This is a genomic window from Leucobacter sp. gxy201, from assembly GCF_051043335.1.
GTDB lineage: Bacteria > Actinomycetota > Actinomycetes > Actinomycetales > Microbacteriaceae > Leucobacter.
On record NZ_JAMXWS010000001.1, the window covers coordinates 552,802 to 571,606 of the forward strand.

An 18,805-nucleotide genomic window follows, 5' to 3' on the forward strand; every position below is an offset into this window, starting at 1 on the left:
GCCCTACTAAAATAGTGGGAATGAACGCACCTGCGCAGCCCTCCGTGCTCGGCAAACCCTGGTACTGGGTTCTCATCGGCCTCGGCGTCGTGCTCATGGTGGTGCTGCTGGTGCTGACCGTCGCGAATCGCGCCGGCGCACACGGCGCGGCGGCGCAGGCTCCCGCCGCCGCGGAGGCCTCCGAGTCGCCCGAAGGCCCCGGGGCCGCCGAGGGGGAGGCCGTCATCGAGTACGGCGACGGCTCGGATTTCGAGCATCCGCTGCCGCCCGGCACCGACGCGACGATGAAGTACTTGAATCTCGACCATTCCGAGCCCATCGAGACGCGGCCCATTCAGAACGAGGCCACCGTGCGCGTGACGGGCGTGAACTTCGACGCCACCGCCGAGGCGCTCGCCGAGGACCCGTGGGCCGATCTGATGCTCGAAGACGATGAGAAGCTCGCCATCGTCGACTTCGAGGTCATCAATCACGCGAAAGACCTCAACCTGAGCGTCGATCTCATGGGCATGATCGAGCTCGAAGACGAGGCGGGCAATCTCTACCCGGTCGATATCGTGCAAGTCGCGCTCGACCAGCCCGAGATTCCGAACACCGACTTCCCCGAGGGCGAGACCGTGCGCACGGTGGGTGTCTTCTACGTGCCGAAGAGCGCGAACGCGTCGAACACCATGGTGCGCCTCTTCGAGTCTTCGGACGTCGACCCTGAAGGGTCGGGCGCGCCTTCCGACCCCGACGCCTTCATGCGCACCTACCGCTACATGGCGACTCAGTGAGTCGTCCGCCCGTATCGCCGATCCGCCGAATCCGAGGAACGAAATGAACTCCGTGCAACCGGGATGGTACCCCGACGACACCGGTACGCTGCGCTGGTGGGACGGCCGGCAGTGGACCGAGCACACGCACACCCCGGAGCCCGAGGTCGCGGCCGCTCAGCAGGTGACGACACCGCAGGTGCCGCAGATGCAGGTGCCCCAGGCGCTGCAGGCGCAGCAGCCGCAAGCCCAGTCCACGGCGCCTCAGGGGGCGCAGGCGCTGCAGGGATCGCCGACGCCGAAGCTGCGTCACGCGGGCGTCGCGTGGGCGATCGCCGGCGCGGTCGCACTCGGCGTCGTCGGCTCGGGCATCGCGTTCGGCATGAGCCTCGCGACCCACTCGCCCGCGGAGGCCGGTGGCGCGGAGACGGCGCCCGGCCAGTCGTCCGAGGAGGGCGAGGGCGGAGGACGGTTCGCGCCGCTCGTCGAGCGCACTCCGGTGGACGCCGAGCAGGCGAAGCGGCTCGAGTTCGTCGTGCGGCAGTTCAACGAGGCGTACGAGAAGCAGGACTGCGCGCTCTACGACGCGTCGACGAGCGCCGCACTGCGCGAGGAGCGCGGCGAATGCTCCCCGGAGATGTTCGACGGCCTCACCGTCACCGACTACCGGTCGACGACGCTCGAAGCGTCTCAGGCCCGCGACGGTCTCTACGACCTGCGGGTCGAGGAGTCGTACACTTACAACGGGCAAGCGGTGGAGGGGCGCCTCGCCTATATCCTCGTCGACGACCCCGAGACCGGTGAGCCCGTCATCGAGATGATCATCGACCGCAACTGAGCGCAGGGCCGCAGACGGGGAGCGGTGCTCGTGCATCCGCGCTGCAGGTCCCGTGCAGGCCGCGCGGGACCTCTAGGATGGGGTTTGCCGCACCGTATGCGACGTTGCCGGCCCACTTGAACGGAGAGGTTGGTGCACGTGAGCCCCGAGGCGACGCCCCCAGCTGACTGGTATCCCGACCCCGAGAACCCGAGCCAGCTGCGCTACTGGGACGGGACGGCGTGGACCGAGCATCGCGCTCCGGTGCCGCAGGCTCCGGAGCCGGCCCAGGCCGCGGCGCCGATGCAGGTGCAGCACACTGCGCAAGCCGAGGCGCAGTACGCGCAGCAGCAGACGGCACCGTACGCCGCTCAGCCCGGCCCGTACGCGCAGCTGCCGGCCCAGTACGCGGCCCAGTACGCGGCCCAGCCGGGTCAGTACGCCCCGCAGCCCCTCGTGCCGCGTGGGCCGAGCGCCTGGACCCGCGGCACGATCATCACTCTGGTGGTGTGCCTCGTGCTCGTGTTCGGTGCCGCCGCGGGAGCGGTCGCGTTCTTCAACCACAGCAGCACAGCGCACGAGCGTCAGGCGAACGAAGCACTCGAGGGCTTCGTCTCGAACTCCGTGAAGGGCGACGCGAAGTGGCGCGACTTCGCGAACCAGAAGCTGCTCGACAAGGTGGTGCTCGGGTCTCCGATCCTCGGCGAATCCACGACGGCGAAGGCGCTCGACCTGAAGATCGATTACGAACTCGGGCCGCTGATCTTCCAGTCCGATCTGCCGAATCTGCCGGCCGATCTCGCGCATGCGAAGCTCAAGCTCACATACACCTTCTCGCTCGACGGCGTGGAGGCTACGAGTACCGCCTACCAGACGGTCTGGCTGTCGCGTCCTTTCTACTACGGCGACGACGTGCCCGCGCGTGCGACGGGCCAGGAGCCGAGCGCGATCGGCCCGTGGCGCGTCACCAGCCTGGTGCTGCCGACCGACGGCGAGAGCGGGGGCAACGAGGGGACCGAGTACTTCAAGACCGACATCGAGGTCCCGTTCATCGAGGATGTCGACGACACCTACTGCTTCGCGGCGCCCGAGCTGCTCGAAGACGTGTCGACGGCTTCGCGCACAGAAGCAGAGGTGCGTTCGTTCTGCTTCTGGGACGAGGGGTCGATCGCGCTCGGTGACAATGTCGACCTCGATGACATGGCGATGAGCTTCCCGCCGATCGATGCGATGCAGGCTTCCCAGATGCCGCCCGAGTTGGTGCAGCTCGATCCGGGCATGGCCTACCAGTCGGCTCCGCCGTTGCGCGAATACCTCATTCGCGGGGCGAGCGGCACCTATGTGCTCACGCTCATCGGGGTGCAGGTCACCGGTGATGCGGAGCAGACCACCTCCAACCGCATCGTGAGCATCCAGATGATCGAGGAGGACGCATCGTGACGAGCCCCGAACCGCAGAGTCGCAACACGAAGGCCCGGGTCGCGAAGATCATCATCGCCGGTGCGACCGCTCTGGCGCTGGCCGGTATCGGCGGTGCGACGGCGCTGCTGCTGCCGAACACCCCGGAGGGCGAGTTCGCCGAGCTGCCCGCCGAGTACATGTACGACTCGCTGCCGGCGGCCGATACCGGCCTGGGGTCGCTCGCCTGGGCATGGGAGGCCGGCATCAGCGAAGCCATGCAAGCGGGGGACAAGGAGGCCTTCCTCGCCTACTCGAGCGGTGCGGCGAAGGAGAAGATGTCGCGCTGGTGGGACAGTACGAAGGCGATCGGCTGGGATGTCGGCTTCGCCACCGCAGGGATCGGCGAGAACGACCAGCACGTGCTGACGCTCGGCGTGCAGCTCGCGTTCTCGTCGCACCCCATCCGCGGCAGCGGCTCGCCCGACTCGGGCCTGATGCTGACCCAGAACTTCCCGTACTCCCTGACGGTCGAGGGCGACGACGACGATCTCACCATCACCGATTGGGAGCCGTTGTTCCCGATGCCGTGGGATTTCGGCGATATCTATGTCGCGAAGCGCGATCATGTCGTGCTGTACGGGCTCGCGAACGAGGCGGCGCTGGTCGATGCGAACATCGATCTCGCCGAGCAGTCGGCCGAGCTGACGCTCTCGACGCTCGCGAACATCGGGGGCACGTCGCCGGTCGACGGCTTCGTCGCCGTCATCACCGACGACGAGCAGGGGTTCAACACCTGGCTCGGGAAGGACGAGCTGGATTGGACGATGGATGTCGCGGGCTTCGCGCGCTCGACCCAGCGGCCCGACTATCCGAGCGACACGATCCCGGCAGGGGTGGCGACGGGCAGCACATCGTCGGGCTCGCTCGTCGCGATGGGGCCCTCGAGCGCCGACCAGCGGCAGTCGACCTTCGTGCACGAGTTCGCGCATGTGCTGCACGAGGCCGCGGTGCCGTACGACTACTGGGGCTATCAGGAGCCGGCACCGGCGGAGGGCTTCGCCCGCTATTTCGAGAACGCCGCGGGAGTGGGCCGCGACTACTTCGAGTTTCAGGAGGTCGGGCAGGCGATCGCCGCGAACGGGGAGTACGCCATGAGCGAGGAGGCGCTGCGCAACCAGGATGCGTGGATCGCCTACGCGGCGGCCGGTTCGTTCTACCAGTACGTCGCCGATTCGGGCGGCTCCGCGTGGCAGCTCGCCCTCGACCGCGACAACGGTTTCTCGATGTCGCTGCGCGCCCGCCTGCAGAGCCCGGAGTTCAGCGAGGCGGGCTGGCAGGCCTGGGCCGCCGGGCATTGAACGGGGGCGATCCCTGTCGAGAGCCTGTGCAGCGCCTCGACAGGGATCGCTGGGCCGTCAGATGATGCTGCGGCCCTCCTGCTTCGCCCGGCGCGCATCCTTCGCGAACGCGCGCACGATGACGGCGAGGGTGCCGATCACGATCACGGGCCAGGCCAGTACGTAGACGGTGAGCAATAGCGTGGTCATCGGTTCTCCTTCTCGGTGAGCGTCGAGCTGCCGGTGCGCAGCACCTGTTCGAGCTCGGCGGTGTCGACGTTCGGGTGCTCGAGCGATGCGGCCCGGGGCGCCGGGTCGAACTCGCCCGTGCGCTCCCGGATGAGTCCGAAATCGAACCGCCGCGTGCGGTTCGCGAGGGTGAGCGCGACGCACACGATCGTGCTCACCGCGTAGGCCACGAGCGACCCCGCCAGCACCGGGTAGGTGTGGAGGAAGCCGATCGCGAACGGCGCCGACGCGAGGGTCGCGACCGTGCCGACGACGAGCGCGACCCGGGTGCCGAAGAACCCGAACGCCATGAGCCCGAGCACCACGCCGATGCCGATGACCGAGAGCACGTCGACGACGACGCCGAGGCCGCCGGCGAGCGGGATCCATTCGAATCGCACCGGGATGAAGCACGCCAGTGCGGCGAGCACCGCGGCGCTGAACGCGAGGTTCGTGACGCGGTTCCAGTAGAAGCTCGCGATGACCGGGAACACGAGCGCGCCCCAGAGCGCGCCGACGAACACGAGCAGGTCGAGGATGTTGAACTGCATCGACGCGAAGCCGAGCGCCGCCGCGGTCGCGCCCACCATGGTGAGCCGCCCGACGAGCAGCATCGTCTTCGGGTTCGCGTTCTTCTTGCCGGCGATGTTCTGCCCGTAGATGTCGGCCATCGTGATCGACGCGAGTGCGGTCATATCGGCGTCGGCGGTCGACGACAGCGACCCGATGATCATCACGAAGAACACGCAGATGAGGATCGGGCCGAGGTAGGTCGACGCCATCTGCGGGATGAGGTTGTTGACGTCGCCGCCCATCGGCTCGATTCCGGCGTACAGGGCGATCACGCCGAGCATGCCGATGCCGATGATGGTCGCCCCGTAGCCGACGGTCGCCGTGATGAAGGTCTTCTTGATGAGATCCTCCCGCACCGCGAACAGGCGCTGCGCGATGGTCTGGTTGCCGATCGCATAGGCGAGCACCGCAGCGATGTAGGGGGCGCCCTGGTTGAAGAACGCGTCCGACGAGAAGAAGTCGCCCTGCTGGGGTGTGAGGTGCTTCGCGCCGACCTCGAAGAGGCCCGGCCCGCCGGCCGCGAAGAAGATCACCGGGATGATGATGGCGACCGCTCCGAGCATGGCGATCACTTGCGCGAAGTCGGTGAGCACCGAGGCGCGGAACCCCGACCACAGCGTGTAGGCGAGCACGCCCACCGCGATCGCGACGATGCCCTGCGTGAAGCTGAACGGCGACAGCATCGAGATGAGCGCCCCGCCCGCGATGAGGTTCGAGGTGAGGCTGATGAGGCTGCCGAGCACGTTGGAGCCTGCCAGCATGAGCTGGCTGGAGCGCCCGTGGCGTGCGAACATGACCTCGGCGATGGTGTGCGCATTCGGCGCGACCTGGCGGATGCGGCGCCCGAAGGGGTAGATGAGCAGGATCATCAGGGCGCCCCAGAGGCCGTAGTGGATGGGGCCCGACAGGCCGTAGGTGTAGCCGGAGGTCGCGGAGGCGTACATCGAGGCTGCCCAGATCCAGGTCGCCGTCATCGAGGCGGCCGAGATGCCGAAGCCGATCTTGCCGCCGCCGGTCATGTATCCGTCGGCGTTCTCGCGCTTGCGGGAGATGCGGATCGACATGAAGAGGCTGCCGCCGAAGAACAGCAGCATGAGCAGGACCGTGACCGGCCCTGACAGGGGGTGAAGATTTTCCACCGGGAATGTCTCGCTTTCTGATCGTTGAAGAACCGGGTGCTGCGGTGCATGCCGGTCGTGGACGAGAAGAGCGAGTCGCTAAGTGGGCGGGGTGAAGTTGTAGTCGGAGATGGAAGTGGTGAATCGAACGGTGTGCATGGATTGCGAACCTGGGCCACTGGGGGCGCACGGTCGTGCGCCGGCGAGAGGCCCGGGGTGCGTCTCCTTTCCAGTTTTCGGGTGCCGCGAATCGCCGGCATCCATGGCGAATCGTCGGGATGTCTTCGTCGGGCGCGCACGCGAGGGCGTCGCCCGGCACCCCATGCGGGCATGAGGGCCGTGCTCATAGTAGCAAGCCCGGGCCGTTTCGCACCCCGGCTCGAGAAATGAGCGGACCGAGACGCCGGTGCGCTCGCCGAGCTACGATGATTCCAGCGAGGTGGCATCTTGACCGCAGGCACGATTTTCACCATCGGGCACTCGAATCACGAGCTCGACGAGTTTCTCGAGCTCGTGACCGGCCACGGCGTCGATCGGGTCGTCGATGTGCGCAAGCTGCAGGGGTCGCGCCGCTACCCGCAGTTCGACGCCGATGCGCTGCAGGCGTCGCTGGCCTCGATCGGCGTCGGCTTCGGCCGCCTCGAGGCGCTCACCGGGCGCCGGCCCGTGAGCCGCACGGTGCCGTTCGAGGTGAACGCGTGGTGGCAGAACCGCAGCTTCCACAACTACGCCGACCATGCGCTGTCGCCGGAGTTCGCGACGGCGCTCGCGGAGCTGCGCCGCGAGGGCGCCGCGCGCCGCACGGCGGTCATGTGCTCGGAGGCCGTGTGGTGGCGCTGCCACCGGCGCATCATCGCCGACCATCTGATCGCCGCGGGCGGCACCGTGCGCCACGTGATCGGGGCGGGGGAGGCGGCGCTCGCCGAGCTCAGCGGGGGCGCCGTGATCGGGCCCGGAGGGGCCGTGACCTACCCCGGTCAGGGGGCTCCGAAACAGTAGTTGCTTTTGGCAACTATCGGCGTATGCTGAGGGTATGCACCAGCACGAGTCGGCCGCCGAAGCGCTGCGCGCGGGCGGGGGAGCGACGCCCGCCGAAGAGCTGCTCGGCGCCATCGTCGCCCTGGTCTCGTCGTGGTCGTCGACCGAGGTGCAGTCGCGCATCGCGCACCGCATCGGCCTCGACATCGGCGAGAGCGATGTGCGCACGCTGCACACCATCGGTCGATTCGGCGGCGGTGCGCGCCCGGCGCAGCTCGCCGACGAGCTGCAGGTGACCCGGCCCACGATGAGCAAGAGCCTCGCGCGCCTCGCCGCCGCCGGGTTCATTACGCGTACGCAGGCCGCGCACGACGGCCGCGCCACCGACGTCGCGCTCACGCTCGCGGGCGCCCGCGCATACGAAGCGCTCGTCGACGCCGGCGTCGAGATGGTGCGGCGCGCGCTCGACGCGGCCCCCACGAGCGACGTCGCCTCGATCATCGCGTTCACCCGCGCCCTGCGCGCGTCGGGATAGAGCCCCGGTGATCCCTGCAGAACCGGGATCGCCCCCCCAGACACCCTGCACCCCAGGGATCCACCACAGGTATTCACCACCATGAAGGAGCACCCCATGACACGCACCTATGTCGTCACCGGAGCAGCCTCGGGCATCGGCGCCACCACCGCCCAGACCCTGCGCGATCTCGGCCACACCGTGATCGGCGTCGACCTGAAAGACGTCGACGTGACCGCCGACCTCTCGAACGCCGCAGGCCGCGCCGAGGCCGCCGCGAAGGCGAGCGAACTCGCCGGCGGCACCGTCGACGGCGTGATCGCCTGCGCCGGCATCTCGGCCCCGATCGCGAAGACCTTCGCGATCAACTTCTTCGGCGTCACCGAGTTTCTCACCGCCATGCTGCCCGCGCTGCGCGGTTCGTCGGCGCCTCGCGCGGCGACCATTTCGTCGATGGCCTCGCTGCAGCCCGTGTCGGCCGACCTCGTCGAGGCCGGTCTCGACGGCGACGAGGCAAAGGCCCTCGAGATCGGTGCGGCACTCGAAGCGCAGGGCCCCGAGTCCGGCTACCTCAACTACCCGTCGTCGAAGCGCGCCGTTTCGCGCTGGGTGCGCCGCGAGTCGATCAGCGAGGCGTGGGCCGGCAGCGGTATTCCGCTGAACGCCGTCGCCCCCGGCACCGTCATCACCCCGATGACCCAGGGGCTGCTCGCGACCCCCGAGGGCGCGGCCATGGTCGATGGTGCGGTGCCGATGCCGCTGAACTACCACCAGTCGCCGCAGACCGTCGCCGACCTGCTCGTCTGGCTCACGAGCGAGCAGAACTCGCACATGGCGGGCCAGACCATCTACCTCGACGGCGGTGCCGATGCGACGCTGCGCGGCGACGACATCTGGTCGTGGAACGACGCGCAGTAGTCCTCTTCTGACAGTCTGACCAGCGCGAGCGCGGGGCCGCTGCATCCCGAGGGATGCCGGCTCCCGCGCTCGCGTCGGTCATTCTGCGTGCGAGCCGCCCAATTGGTCATACTGCGTTCGCACATCGAATCGCAGAATCCATCAGCGCCTCCGGGTGCTACTTCCGTTCGCGCACCGGGTGCTGGCTCAGAATCGAGATGCGGTTGAACGCGTTGATCGCGGCCGCGACCCACTCGGCGGCGACGAACGCGTCATCGCCGAGCACGTGACGGGCTCCGGCGAGGTCGGCCGACGCCTCCTCGGTGATCGGGAGCGCGGTCGCGGCCTCGGCGATGGCGAGCACCGCCCTGTCGCGTTCGGTGAAGAGCGCGACCTCGCGCCAGGCGGGCAGCAGGTCGAGCTTCTGCTGCGGCACCCCGGCATCGCGCGCTTCTTCCGTGTGGAGGTTCAGGCAGAAGGCGCAACCGTTCATCTGCGAGGCGCGCACCTTCACGAGGTCCGACTCCTCGGGCGTGAGGCCGCGCTGCAGCGCCTCCGTCCGGATCGTGTTCGAGAAGACGCCGGCGGCCTTCCACGCCTCGGGTATGACCTTGTCGAGATACGGGCGCATGGGGCTCCTCACCGGGTCTGCGATTCACTGCCTGTAGTTCTTCGGGTCGCGATGCGCCCGTCTCAGGGCAACTCTACGTTGCGGTCGGGTATTCCGTCTCGGCAGCCCGCCCGGTGCCCCGGAATACGCCGCACGGCGCCGATGTTCCACCGGATGCCGCCGCGGCCGAACGCCTGCAGCAGCGGGTGCGCGAGCACGTGCATCCCGACGAACCCGGCGGGCTCCACGAACCCGGCGCGCTCCACGAACCCGACGAGAGGTCGACCCATGCGCAGTCCCGATGGCACGCCCCGTGAGGCAGCGCGCGAGGCGGCCGTCGTCGTGATCGGGGCCGGTCAGGCCGGGCTCTCCGCCGGGTACCACCTGCAGCGCCGCGGCTACACGAGTGCGCTCGAAGCGGGAGCCGATCCGCGCCGCTCTTTCGTGATCTTCGACGCAGAGAGCGCGCCCGGCGGCGCCTGGCAGCACCGGTGGCAGTCGCTCACCATGGCGACCGTCAACCACATCTTCGACCTGCCCGGCTTCAGGCAGACCGAAGTCGACCCGGCGACGCCGAGCCGCGAGGCGGTGCCCGCGTACTTCGCCGCCTTCGAGCGCGAGATGCGGCTGCCGATCGTGCGGCCCGTCGACGTGCTCGCAGTGCGCGATGACCCGGCAAGGGAGCGGGGCGGCGATGCTCCGGGATCTCTGTCGATCGAGACCAGCATCGGCCCGTGGCGCGCGAGCGCGATCATCAACGCGACCGGCACCTGGACGAACCCGCTCATGCCCGAGTATCCCGGCGCCGAGACCTTTCTCGGCCGGCAACTGCACACGCAGCAGTACGTGTCGCTCGACGAATTCGCGGGGCAGCGGGTGGCCGTCGTGGGCGGCGGCATCTCGGCGCTGCAACTGCTCGAGGAGATCTCGCGGGTCGCGACGGTCGCCTGGTACACCCGGCGCGAGCCCGTGTTCCGCGACGGCGACTTCAGCCCCGAGGTCGAGGGGCGCGAGACCATCGAGAAGGTGACTGCCGATGCCGAGGCCGGCAACCCGCCGCGCAGCGTCGTGTCGTACACCGAGCTCGCGTGGACGCCGTACGCGCGAGCGGCGAGGGATCGCGGTGCGCTCGTACGCCGCCCCATGTTCACCGCGATCGAGCCGCACGGCGTGCGCGAGGCCGACGGCTCGTTCACCTCGGTCGACGCGATCCTGTGGGCGACCGGGTTCAGGCCCGCGCTGTCGCACCTCGACCCGCTGCACCTGTGCAATGAGCGCGGCGGCATCGAAGTGCGGGGCACGCAGGTCGCGGCCGATCGGCGCGTGCACCTCATCGGCTACGGGCCGTCACAGTCGACCGTCGGCGCGAACCGGGCCGGGCGCGATGCCGTTGCCGCGCTCGAGAGGTGGCTGCCGGCCCTTCATTCCGCTTTGGCTGGCATGAGTTCTTCCTGACCCATAGGCGCACGTGCCTGCGAGCTGTTCTGAGTACCGGCGGCAGCCCCGAACGTTTGCATAAGCAATGCAATGAGTACGAATCATAAACACTGGTATCTTGCTCAGCATAGGCACTTTCAGAGGAGGGCTGACTCTTGTCGCGCGGCTTTGTAATTCTTGATTTCGAGACCACGGGCTTGGCACCAAAACGCGGTGATCGAGTCGTGGAAGTCGGTGCCGTGTATATGAGCCCATCTCTGCAGCTCAATGACGGGCTTGAAACCATTGTCAACCCCCAGAGAGATGTCGGGCCGACGAGTGTTCATGGGTTGAGTGCGCGAGATGTCTTCGATGCACCTACGTTTGACCAAGTGGCTCCGTCGCTTCTGAAAATGCTCGAGGGGCGAGTCATCGTCGGCCATAACGTCTCGTTTGATTTGCGGTTCCTTGCCGCTGAGCTCGAACGTGAAGGGTTCGATGTGCCCGAGTTCGTAGCGATTGATACCGTTCAGGCAGCGAAGGGCCTGCTCAAATCGAACCCGCCGCGGTCCTACAAGCTGGGCGATGTGGCAGCGCACCTCGGAATCAACGCGGCGGAGGTTTTCAAGTTTGTCGGGCTCGAGGAGCGACCTGAACATAGCGCGTTTGGCGATGCCATGGTTACCTCATTCGTGTTGAGCGCACTCATTCAGATGGCGCCAGATTCTGCGTATTGGCGCACGCATTTGGATCAGGCCGAAACCGTGGTGTGGCCTGAGTACGTGCCATGCGACGTGAACGGAAAGCAACGCGGTCAGACTCCCGAGCAGCCCGCGCCGGCTCCTATCTCTGCAGATTCGGCGTCAATGAAGGATGTCCTCCATGCGCTCGGCACCCAGGCTCCGACTCAGCCCGAAACTGAAGAGTATGCGCGGCTGCTCGAGAGTGCGCTTGCTGACCGTGTACTTGATGCGACAGAAGTTGATGCACTCGTGGAAACTGCGCGCTCACTCGGTCTTGACGGAGTGACGCTCGGGTCATTGCACCGGGGACATTTCGAAGATGTGGTGCGAGCAGCGTGGGCTGACGGCGTGTTGACCGCCGACGAAAAGGCTGACATTGAACAGCTGGCGGGGCTGCTAGGGATAGATGGCGATTCTGTGAAGGCGGCACTCCATGGATCCAAGACCAGCAATGCAGGCTTGGCGTCATCACTTACGGGTCCTCAGCTGGCTGAAGCGCTTCCCGCCTCTGCAATCGTTGTGCTCACCGGTGAAATGACCGTAGATCGGGTGACGATCGAGACCGAGATCATTTCCTCCGGTTTCCTGGTGGCCAACAACGTGACAAAGAAGACTGCTCTCGTTATCGCCGCCGATCCGTATACTCAGTCGGGCAAAGCGAAGAAGGCTCACGCTTACGGTATTTCGATTCTTGGAGAGGCTGAAGGCTTGGCGCTGATTCGGCGCAGCGCGGCGCAGTAGACGAGGGCTGGCGAAGTCACTCGATGATTGCTGACAACCATTTGCCCCTGTACTACAGTGCACTACACGTTCAGGTCAGCTGGTCGAATTGCTGGGCTTGTTGGAGTGGCCCTGACCATTCAGATCAGTTGAGGATCAACTGTGTGGCTTGAACAGGCTGGGGTGCCCTGGTGGTATCCGGTAACGTGAGAAGGGCGAATGATGGATGAGAAGCTTCGCAGACTGTTGGAAGAAGAAAGTGTCGAGATCGAGGCGAACCCCGATTCTGTGCGAAATCCGGATAGTCATCCCCGCCGCCCGAATAGACTGCGCGTGCTGCAAGTGCGACTGACTGAGGCCGAGTTTGAGGAGCTGCAGCAGGATGCGGAGTCACACCACCTCCCTGCTTCGACGTACGCGCGGACGGTGCTGCTCGACCGACGTGGCGCGGCGTAGGAGTAAGTGGGGAAGTGATGAACCCGAAGAGGTCGATGCCTTCAGGTGTTCACTGATCCGCCTCTCGGCGAGTCGAACGACCAGCGATCCGGGCTGCGGTCTCCGACGTCGCTCCATGAATCTACGTCCCAGGTGAAGCGGGCGACGGCGCACGTCGGCATATGCGGAATGCCCCCGCCCGAAAGTCGGAACGCGAGCTCCGTGAGACCCGGGTCATGGGCGACGATCATCACCGACGAGTCGCCGGCTGCTGCCGCCTGCTCGAAGAGTTCATCGTCAGAGGCGAGGTAGAGGCTGCCGCGCTGCTCGACCTCGATGCCTAGGGCTTCCCCGAACTGCGCCGCGGTCGTTCGGGCTCTGAGCGCCGTGCTTGAGAGGATGCGTTCCACCTGGGCGCCGGACCTGACGAGGCGCTCGGCCATGGCTGGCGCATCACGCAGACCGCGAGGGTTGAGCGGGCGATCATGGTCGGTGATGCCCGGGTCGCCCCAGTCGGATTTCGCATGACGGGCGAGAATCAGTTCGACCACGGTGCACCTCCTGGTGTGGTGATGCTCATCGTATGACGGGGTCGCGTGAACAGCAATGGGCCCCGGCGAGAGTGCTCCCGCCGAGGCCCATGTGCGTGGACGTTTGTTTACGCCTCCGAGACCACGACCTCGGACGAGTCGACGCCCGCCGGGGCACCGGTCGAGACCTGCACCTTGCGCGGCTTCGCCCGCTCGCTCACCGGGATGGTGACGCTGAGCACACCGTTGTCGTAGTTCGCGGTGATGCGCTCGGTGTCGATGCCCTGGCCCAGGTTGAGCTGGCGCAGGAAGCTGCCCGGGGTGCGTTCGCGGGTGATCCACTTCACGTTCTCGGCCTTCGGCAGCGTGCGCTCGGCGCGGATGGTGAGCAGCTGCCCGTCGATGTCGATGTCCACCGAGCCGGGGTCCATTCCCGGCATGTCGGCCGTCAGCAGATAGTTGTCGCCGTCGCGGTAGAGGTCCATGGGCATGCGGCGCGGGCCTCGGGTCGATCCCTCGAGCAGCGCGTCGGCGAAGCGTTCCATGTCGCGGATCGGGTTGTACGTAGCCATTTTGCATCACCTTTCGACTGTGTTTCGGATTGATCTGAAAACTTGAGCCTAGGTGGCTCAACTTGAGATTAGATTAGCACTCGCGCATGGGGAGTGCTAATGCGTTCGCCGAGGGCAAACGGTGATACCGATCGGCTCCCGTCGCCCTCGTGATCTCGGTGACGGGCATTGTGGCGTGCGCGGTACGGACCGGCAAGGCCCTGTGGCAGGGCGAGGCATCGGCGTAGTTTCTGCGTACGAGCGGGATAGGTGGCAACGGGAGGGGCGCAGCAATGGAGACGGCCGGGGTTCGGGGCGCATGAGGCTATCGCTGCGGCGGCTCGCGCATCGTGCGCGCCCGGTGCACGAGCGCGCGAAGCAGGAAATGCGACGCTTGGCGCGGCGTTCGCGCTGGGTGCTCGCGCTGAAGACCGCGCTCGCCGCCGCGCTCGCGTGGGTGCTGGCTCCGTTCGTGCCGTTCGCCGAATCCGAGTATTCGTACTATGCGCCGCTCGGTGCGCTCGTCAGCGTCTACGCGACGGTGCTCGATTCGGTGCGTGCGGGCGTGCAGGTGCTGATCGGGCTCGCGCTCGGTATCGCGCTCGGCCTCGGGGCGCTCGGGCTCGTTCATGCGGGGGCGCCCTCGTATGCGGCGATCGCCGTCGTTGTGGGCATCGGGGTCGCGCTCGGCGGGCTGAAGGTGCTCGGCGCCGGAGGCGACTGGGTGCCCATCGCGGGAGTGCTCGTGCTGCTGCTGAGCGGGCGCGAGGGCGAAGACTTCTCTGTCTCGTATCTCGTGACCATGGCGTTCGGCGCAGCCCTCGGGCTGGTCGTGCAGTGGGTAGCGGTGCCGCCGCTCTACTTCGCCGAGGCCGATGCCCGTCTGTCGGATCTGAGACGCGCGATCACCGAGGCGCTGCGCGGGACGGAACTGTTCGTGCGCGGCGAGGGAGACGAAGGCAGATTTCGACCCTCCGTCGCGCACCTCCATGTTGCGCGCGATGCGGTGGCTGCCGATCTCGACGAAGCCCGCCGGAGTGGACGGGCCAATCCCCGGGCCCATCGGCATCACGCCCAGCGCGAGTCGCTCGACGAGCGGTTCGCATCGCTCGATCGATGCGAGTTTTATGTGCGCGCACTCTCCGATTTCGTCGGGAGGAGTGCGGAGGGGGACCGTTCGAGGGAGGGCCTCGGTGATGCCCTCGAAGCCTGCCGTGCCGTGGTCGACGCGAAGCCCGGGAGCGATGAACAGCGAGCGGCGCGGGAAGCCGCGCAGTATGCGGTGGACCGTTATGTCCACCTCGCTGCTGAAGCGGTAACCCAGGCGCCGGCCGCATCGGGAGCGGTCCCGTCATCGGCGGTGGCCATTGGCGTGTGCCTCAGGCGCATCCTAGAAACTCAGGACGCAGACGACGCGTGAGGCATGGTGGTGTCGACGCGAACACCGTGTCCGGTCATCGCGGTCCACTGCTACCGTGTTTTCATGACGACGATCCATGCCACGGGCACCGGTGAAGCCCACTTGCTCGCCGAACGCGCCACGATCACCGTGAACATCTCGGTAGCTTCGCGCGACCGGCGCAAGAGCATCGAGATCGCGACGCGCAACCACAACTGGGCGGTGCAGCGGGCGCAGGAGCTGCGTGCGAACGGCGATGCGACCTGGCATGCCGCCGATCCCATCAGTACTTGGAGCTACAAGACCTATGCAGAGGGGAAGAACAACCAGACCGTGATCGAGCACCGCACCGCGAGCCGCGTGCGCGTGAAGCTGTCGAACCTGTCGCTCGTCGGCGCGCTCGTCACCGAGTTCGCCGAAGCCGGGCTGACGGCGAGCGTCGACTGGACCCTGACTGAAGCGACCCGACGGGAGAGCGAGCGCAGCATGTGTAAGGCCGCTGTCGCCGCGGCACGAGCTATCGCCGACGACTACGCCGACGCGCTCGGTCAACGCATCGAGAGCGTCACGAGCATCTCAGACACGGCCGCCGGCCAGCCCGGAGCGGGGCCGATGCTTGCGCGAGCGAGCGGCTCCGCCGGTGCGGCGGAAGTCACCATTCCCGAGATCACGGTCTTCTCGACAGTGAATGGCGTCTACGAGGCCGCGTGATCCTTACGGCAGCTGGTGCGTGCCGACCGCGGAGCTGAGCGATACCCCGTTGAGTTCGAGGAAGAGCGTGCCCTCCGTCACGGAGAGCGACATCTCGTTGCGGCGTTCGAGCGCTCGTGTCGCGTCCTCGATGAAGCGAGGGTCGAAGCTGTGCAGCACGATGTCTTCGGAGCGGTGGATCGTCTTGCCGCTCCACGACGCGAGCACCTTCTCGGGGTCGCGATGCGTGTACGCGGTGGCATAGCCGGCGAGCTTGCTGCCGTGATGCATGCGCGCCGCGTCGGGTGCTCCGACTTCGATCCAACCGGTGATCGCCCCGGTGAGATCGCGCACGATCACCGCCGGCTCATCGGTTGTGGAGACGCCGGCACTGAACTCAATGCCCTCCCGATATTCGAGGCAGTAGGCGAGTAGGCGCGTCATCATGAAAGCGTCGGTCTCCGACGGGTGGCGCGCGACCCGCAGCGAGAAATCCTCGTAGACACCCCGGTCGACATCGGCGAGCTGCACCGCGAACACGTGAATCGTCGAACCGATAGCCATGATCTCGATCGTAGTGCGTAGGGGAGTGGCTACACTGCCAAGCATGAGTGATGCATCGACAGGGGTCGAGGCGCTGCTCGTTTTGGAGCGGCAGCACGCGCTCGAGCGCGTCGCGAAGCTCGAGGCCGACCTGGATGCGCTGACCCGCGCTCGCCGAAGTGAATCCGACGATGACGAGCACGACCCGGAGGGGGAGACGCTCTCGGCGCAGTGGTCGCTACGCGCCGGGCTGCTCGAGGACGCCCGAGCGACGCTACGCCAAGTCGATGCTGCTCTGGAGCGTCTCGCCGCAGGGTCTTATGGCGTTTGCGTTGTGTGCGGCAACCGGATTCCGGAGGGGCAGCTCGAAGCCCGACCATTCCGGGAGCAGTGCGTGAAGTGCGCGTGAAGGTGGGCGCTGCACTGATCATGCTGACGGGGAGTCAGTGCTTCTTGGGTCATTTCAGAAGCAGGCACCGCTGAGATCGTTGAAATTCCGCGGCAGAATCGCCTATCCGTTCACCACTTGTCGACCGGGTTTTTGGTAAAAACACCGCAATCAATACCAAAAACCCCGATACGAGGTCGGTCATGACCGCGCCGAACCTGCGGGCGCTGAGCGCCGCAGGGAGCTACCGGACGAGAGCGCAAGTTGTGCACCTGCCTGGCATGGAACAGCACACGAACTCAGAACCACAGTCCGTATCGCCCGTCTTTCTCACCTCGCGCGAAGTTGCGGACATGCTCCGCATCCCCGTGCGCACGGTCGAGGATTGGCGGCTCACTCGCTCCGGCCCGCCGTGGGTCAAGTTTGGTCGGCACGTTCGCTACAACCAGGCTGAACTGCTCGACTGGGTCGAAGGGCATCGCCGTGCCTAGACCGAAACTCGCCGCAGGCGAGATGGGCTCCGTGCAGATCACGAAACTCTCAAACGGCAAGTTCCGTGCCAGGGCACGCGCCCGAGACGATGCTGGTGACCTGCATCAGCTTGTCACCGTCGCCGAAACCGAAGAGTTCGCGCGTCAAGACCTCGACAAGAGGAAGCTCGGCCTGAGTACCGGATCGAGTTCCGGCCTCACCCGCAACGACACTATCGCCGACGCTGCGAAGGCGTGGCTCGAACAGGTGCACACCCGCGCAACCGTCGGGTCGCTCTCGTTCTCCACCTACGAAAACTACGAGATTAGCGTGCGCTGCACCCTGCTGCCTCGTTGCGGCGGCATCGCGCTCGGAGCGCTCACCGTCGGGCGATGTGACCGCATCATCCAGGCGATTCTGCTCGAACGCAGTATCTCGGCCGCACGCCGGGCTCGCAGCGTCTTCAATATGATCTGCGCCTTCGCCGTGCGCGACGATGCCATCCCCTTTAATCCAGTGCGCGACGTGCAACGCTTGCCGTTGCCGCCGAAGAAGACCTCGATACTCACCCCCGAGCAGATCGCGGGCATTCGAGAACTCATGGCGCACTGGCAAGAGATACGCAAGCGCGGCGGCCCCCGCGCCGACTACCGCGCTCTCGTTGACGGCATGGACATTATGCTCGGCACCTCCGCACGAATAGGGGAGTGCCTCGCCCTGCGTCGCCGCGACGTGGACATGACCACGAACCCGCCCACGCTCTCGATCAACGGCACGAATGTCGACCACCGCGGCAAGGGCACCTCGCGCAAAGACTCGCCGAAACGCACCCGCCAGATTCGCAGGGCTGCGCTGCCCGCAATGGCCGCAACTGCCGTGCGGCGCAGGCTCGCGCTCGCCGCAAGCGGCCCGGACGCGCTGCTCTTCCCGACCCGCACCGGCGCACTCTTCAGCGTGCACAACTATGAACGACTGTTGCGCTCGTTCATCGACGAGAACCGCGAGGCACTGCTGAAGCTCGAGGTAGAGGTCGATGAGTATTCGACGCACATCTACCGTCGCACTGTTGCAACCCTCATCGAACGCAACGCCGGCATCACGCTGGCGTCGAGGTTGCTCGGTCACGCGAACGAGCAGATTACCCGCGCCAGCTACGTCGTGAGTCAGGAACAGGTCGACCCGGTGACCGTGGACATTCTCGATGCGGTGTTCGGGAGTTGAGGATTGTGAGCGGTACTTTCAATCATTGCCGTACCGTTGTTTTCGTTATACATTATTGTCATGAATGCGCGCGAAACGATCAATGGTGTTCCGGTCACGGAGGAACAGATTGTTGCTTGGGCTGCTGAGGCTGAAGTTGGCTATGACATTGCTGCGCTGAAGAAGCGCGGCCGGGGAAGGCCAGGGCGTGGCGCCGAGCCGTCGCAGGTGGTTGCGCTCCGTCTCACGCTCGAGGAGATTGCAGTGCTCGATGAGCGGGCGGAACACGAAGGTAAGACTCGTTCCGACGTGATCCGTGAAGCATTGCACCTCACAGCTGCATGAATGTTCACGACTCTGCGAATTGGTTATTCACGCGATGAAAGCCAGGCCGCAGATGATTGACCTGTTGCCATAGTCCGACAGGCCGAGTTCGCCTGCTGAGAGTTTGTCTCACCTCGCGTGCAGAATGAGTAAATTCCGAACGGGGA

At 66.4% G+C, this 18,805-nt stretch carries 23 protein-coding genes; 16 read left to right on the forward strand and 7 right to left on the reverse strand.

Annotated elements, in window-relative coordinates:
* Positions 1-20: 20 nt before the first annotated feature.
* The 4 genes from NHL51_RS02490 (at position 21) to NHL51_RS02505 (ending at position 4,331) form a co-directional block, all read left to right on the forward strand.
* The gene (locus tag NHL51_RS02490; RefSeq protein ID WP_434141572.1) at positions 21-776 is read left to right on the forward strand and encodes a hypothetical protein; all 756 of its coding nucleotides are present in this window, start codon (positions 21-23) and stop codon (positions 774-776) included.
* A gap of 43 nt (positions 777-819) precedes the next feature.
* The gene (locus tag NHL51_RS02495) at positions 820-1,593 is read left to right on the forward strand and encodes a DUF2510 domain-containing protein (RefSeq protein ID WP_434141573.1); all 774 of its coding nucleotides are present in this window, start codon (positions 820-822) and stop codon (positions 1,591-1,593) included.
* A 132-nt stretch (positions 1,594-1,725) separates the two neighbouring features.
* Positions 1,726-3,012 carry a DUF2510 domain-containing protein gene (locus NHL51_RS02500; protein WP_434141574.1) on the forward strand — a complete coding sequence of 429 codons (1,287 nt, stop codon included), beginning with the start codon at positions 1,726-1,728 and terminating at the stop codon, positions 3,010-3,012.
* Complete coding sequence (locus NHL51_RS02505) at positions 3,009-4,331, forward strand: hypothetical protein (protein ID WP_434141575.1); 1,323 nt, start codon at positions 3,009-3,011, stop codon at positions 4,329-4,331. The genes NHL51_RS02500 and NHL51_RS02505 overlap by 4 nt, the downstream gene beginning before the upstream one ends.
* Before the next feature lie 57 nt (positions 4,332-4,388).
* Here the strand turns inward: NHL51_RS02505 and NHL51_RS02510 are convergent, their stop codons facing one another.
* Positions 4,389-4,520, reverse strand: a complete 132-nt coding sequence (locus NHL51_RS02510; RefSeq protein WP_434141576.1) for a putative transporter small subunit — start codon at positions 4,518-4,520, stop codon at positions 4,389-4,391.
* Positions 4,517-6,205, reverse strand: a complete 1,689-nt coding sequence (locus tag NHL51_RS02515; RefSeq protein WP_434141683.1) for a sodium:solute symporter family protein — start codon at positions 6,203-6,205, stop codon at positions 4,517-4,519. Before NHL51_RS02515 ends, NHL51_RS02510 begins: the two co-directional genes overlap by 4 nt.
* 471 nt (positions 6,206-6,676) lie before the next feature.
* Here NHL51_RS02515 and NHL51_RS02520 point away from each other — a divergent pair, with 471 nt between their 5' ends.
* The 3 genes from NHL51_RS02520 (at position 6,677) to NHL51_RS02530 (ending at position 8,639) form a co-directional block, all read left to right on the forward strand.
* Positions 6,677-7,228 carry a DUF488 domain-containing protein gene (locus NHL51_RS02520; RefSeq protein WP_434141577.1) on the forward strand — a complete coding sequence of 184 codons (552 nt, stop codon included), beginning with the start codon at positions 6,677-6,679 and terminating at the stop codon, positions 7,226-7,228.
* Positions 7,229-7,262: 34 nt separating this feature from the next.
* Positions 7,263-7,742 carry a MarR family winged helix-turn-helix transcriptional regulator gene (locus tag NHL51_RS02525; RefSeq protein WP_434141578.1) on the forward strand — a complete coding sequence of 160 codons (480 nt, stop codon included), beginning with the start codon at positions 7,263-7,265 and terminating at the stop codon, positions 7,740-7,742.
* A 96-nt stretch (positions 7,743-7,838) separates the two neighbouring features.
* Positions 7,839-8,639, forward strand: coding sequence for an SDR family oxidoreductase (locus NHL51_RS02530; RefSeq protein WP_434141579.1), 801 nt, complete (start codon positions 7,839-7,841; stop codon positions 8,637-8,639).
* A 157-nt stretch (positions 8,640-8,796) separates the two neighbouring features.
* Here NHL51_RS02530 and NHL51_RS02535 read toward each other — a convergent pair whose 3' ends face one another.
* Together NHL51_RS02535 and NHL51_RS02540 are read right to left on the reverse strand one after the other, a co-directional pair.
* On the reverse strand, positions 8,797-9,249 hold the full coding sequence (locus NHL51_RS02535) for a carboxymuconolactone decarboxylase family protein (RefSeq protein ID WP_434141580.1): 453 nt from the start codon (positions 9,247-9,249) through the stop codon (positions 8,797-8,799).
* A gap of 62 nt (positions 9,250-9,311) precedes the next feature.
* A complete protein-coding gene (locus NHL51_RS02540; protein ID WP_434141581.1) occupies positions 9,312-9,518 on the reverse strand; it encodes a hypothetical protein in 207 nt (68 codons plus the stop codon).
* Between NHL51_RS02540 and NHL51_RS02545 the strand changes: the two genes are divergently transcribed.
* The 3 genes from NHL51_RS02545 (at position 9,517) to NHL51_RS02555 (ending at position 12,563) form a co-directional block, all read left to right on the forward strand.
* Positions 9,517-10,683 carry an NAD(P)-binding domain-containing protein gene (locus tag NHL51_RS02545; RefSeq protein ID WP_434141582.1) on the forward strand — a complete coding sequence of 389 codons (1,167 nt, stop codon included), beginning with the start codon at positions 9,517-9,519 and terminating at the stop codon, positions 10,681-10,683. The two genes, NHL51_RS02540 and NHL51_RS02545, sit on opposite strands and share 2 nt — an antisense overlap.
* 137 nt (positions 10,684-10,820) lie before the next feature.
* Entirely contained in the window at positions 10,821-12,128 is a 1,308-nt protein-coding gene (locus NHL51_RS02550; protein WP_434141583.1) for an exonuclease domain-containing protein, read from the forward strand.
* Between the two features lie 198 nt (positions 12,129-12,326).
* Positions 12,327-12,563, forward strand: a complete 237-nt coding sequence (locus NHL51_RS02555; RefSeq protein WP_434141584.1) for a plasmid mobilization protein — start codon at positions 12,327-12,329, stop codon at positions 12,561-12,563.
* A gap of 41 nt (positions 12,564-12,604) precedes the next feature.
* On the opposite strand, the gene NHL51_RS02560 is transcribed toward NHL51_RS02555, so the two are convergent.
* Both NHL51_RS02560 and NHL51_RS02565 read right to left on the reverse strand, forming a co-directional pair.
* Positions 12,605-13,093 (reverse strand): SixA phosphatase family protein, encoded by a 489-nt coding sequence (locus NHL51_RS02560; protein WP_434141585.1) that lies wholly within the window; start codon positions 13,091-13,093, stop codon positions 12,605-12,607.
* Positions 13,094-13,200: 107 nt separating this feature from the next.
* A complete protein-coding gene (locus tag NHL51_RS02565) occupies positions 13,201-13,644 on the reverse strand; it encodes an Hsp20/alpha crystallin family protein (RefSeq protein ID WP_434141586.1) in 444 nt (147 codons plus the stop codon).
* 340 nt (positions 13,645-13,984) lie between these two features.
* Here NHL51_RS02565 and NHL51_RS02570 point away from each other — a divergent pair, with 340 nt between their 5' ends.
* Positions 13,985-15,043: an FUSC family protein gene (locus NHL51_RS02570; protein WP_434141587.1), complete on the forward strand. Its 1,059-nt coding sequence runs from the start codon at positions 13,985-13,987 to the stop codon at positions 15,041-15,043.
* A gap of 63 nt (positions 15,044-15,106) precedes the next feature.
* Entirely contained in the window at positions 15,107-15,733 is a 627-nt protein-coding gene (locus NHL51_RS02575; RefSeq protein ID WP_434141588.1) for an SIMPL domain-containing protein, read from the forward strand.
* A gap of 3 nt (positions 15,734-15,736) precedes the next feature.
* On the opposite strand, the gene NHL51_RS02580 is transcribed toward NHL51_RS02575, so the two are convergent.
* Positions 15,737-16,276 (reverse strand): YaeQ family protein, encoded by a 540-nt coding sequence (locus tag NHL51_RS02580; protein ID WP_434141589.1) that lies wholly within the window; start codon positions 16,274-16,276, stop codon positions 15,737-15,739.
* A 43-nt stretch (positions 16,277-16,319) separates the two neighbouring features.
* On the opposite strand from NHL51_RS02580, the gene NHL51_RS02585 reads away from it, so the two are divergent.
* The 4 genes from NHL51_RS02585 to NHL51_RS02600 all read left to right on the forward strand — a co-directional run bounded on the left by NHL51_RS02585 (position 16,320) and on the right by NHL51_RS02600 (position 18,659).
* On the forward strand, positions 16,320-16,664 hold the full coding sequence (locus tag NHL51_RS02585; RefSeq protein ID WP_434141590.1) for a TraR/DksA family transcriptional regulator: 345 nt from the start codon (positions 16,320-16,322) through the stop codon (positions 16,662-16,664).
* Between the two features lie 182 nt (positions 16,665-16,846).
* Entirely contained in the window at positions 16,847-17,134 is a 288-nt protein-coding gene (locus NHL51_RS02590) for a helix-turn-helix domain-containing protein (RefSeq protein ID WP_434141591.1), read from the forward strand.
* A gap of 22 nt (positions 17,135-17,156) precedes the next feature.
* Complete coding sequence (locus NHL51_RS02595; RefSeq protein ID WP_434141592.1) at positions 17,157-18,335, forward strand: tyrosine-type recombinase/integrase; 1,179 nt, start codon at positions 17,157-17,159, stop codon at positions 18,333-18,335.
* Between the two features lie 60 nt (positions 18,336-18,395).
* Positions 18,396-18,659, forward strand: coding sequence for a ribbon-helix-helix protein, CopG family (locus NHL51_RS02600; protein ID WP_434141593.1), 264 nt, complete (start codon positions 18,396-18,398; stop codon positions 18,657-18,659).
* Positions 18,660-18,805 lie beyond the last annotated feature (146 nt).

Coding starts and splice junctions, on each gene's coding strand:
- NHL51_RS02490 (WP_434141572.1), top strand. CDS start 21: ATGAACGCACCTGCGCAGCCCTCCGTGCTCGGCAAACCCTGGTACTGG.
- NHL51_RS02495 (WP_434141573.1), top strand. CDS start 820: ATGAACTCCGTGCAACCGGGATGGTACCCCGACGACACCGGTACGCTG.
- NHL51_RS02510 (WP_434141576.1), bottom strand. CDS start 4,520: ATGACCACGCTATTGCTCACCGTCTACGTACTGGCCTGGCCCGTGATC.
- NHL51_RS02515 (WP_434141683.1), bottom strand. CDS start 6,205: ATGCTGCTGTTCTTCGGCGGCAGCCTCTTCATGTCGATCCGCATCTCC.
- NHL51_RS02525 (WP_434141578.1), top strand. CDS start 7,263: ATGCACCAGCACGAGTCGGCCGCCGAAGCGCTGCGCGCGGGCGGGGGA.
- NHL51_RS02530 (WP_434141579.1), top strand. CDS start 7,839: ATGACACGCACCTATGTCGTCACCGGAGCAGCCTCGGGCATCGGCGCC.
- NHL51_RS02535 (WP_434141580.1), bottom strand. CDS start 9,249: ATGCGCCCGTATCTCGACAAGGTCATACCCGAGGCGTGGAAGGCCGCC.
- NHL51_RS02545 (WP_434141582.1), top strand. CDS start 9,517: ATGCGCAGTCCCGATGGCACGCCCCGTGAGGCAGCGCGCGAGGCGGCC.
- NHL51_RS02540 (WP_434141581.1), bottom strand. CDS start 9,518: ATGGGTCGACCTCTCGTCGGGTTCGTGGAGCGCGCCGGGTTCGTGGAG.
- NHL51_RS02555 (WP_434141584.1), top strand. CDS start 12,327: ATGATGGATGAGAAGCTTCGCAGACTGTTGGAAGAAGAAAGTGTCGAG.
- NHL51_RS02565 (WP_434141586.1), bottom strand. CDS start 13,644: ATGGCTACGTACAACCCGATCCGCGACATGGAACGCTTCGCCGACGCG.
- NHL51_RS02575 (WP_434141588.1), top strand. CDS start 15,107: ATGACGACGATCCATGCCACGGGCACCGGTGAAGCCCACTTGCTCGCC.
- NHL51_RS02580 (WP_434141589.1), bottom strand. CDS start 16,276: ATGGCTATCGGTTCGACGATTCACGTGTTCGCGGTGCAGCTCGCCGAT.
- NHL51_RS02585 (WP_434141590.1), top strand. CDS start 16,320: ATGAGTGATGCATCGACAGGGGTCGAGGCGCTGCTCGTTTTGGAGCGG.
- NHL51_RS02590 (WP_434141591.1), top strand. CDS start 16,847: ATGACCGCGCCGAACCTGCGGGCGCTGAGCGCCGCAGGGAGCTACCGG.
- NHL51_RS02595 (WP_434141592.1), top strand. CDS start 17,157: ATGGGCTCCGTGCAGATCACGAAACTCTCAAACGGCAAGTTCCGTGCC.
- NHL51_RS02600 (WP_434141593.1), top strand. CDS start 18,396: ATGAATGCGCGCGAAACGATCAATGGTGTTCCGGTCACGGAGGAACAG.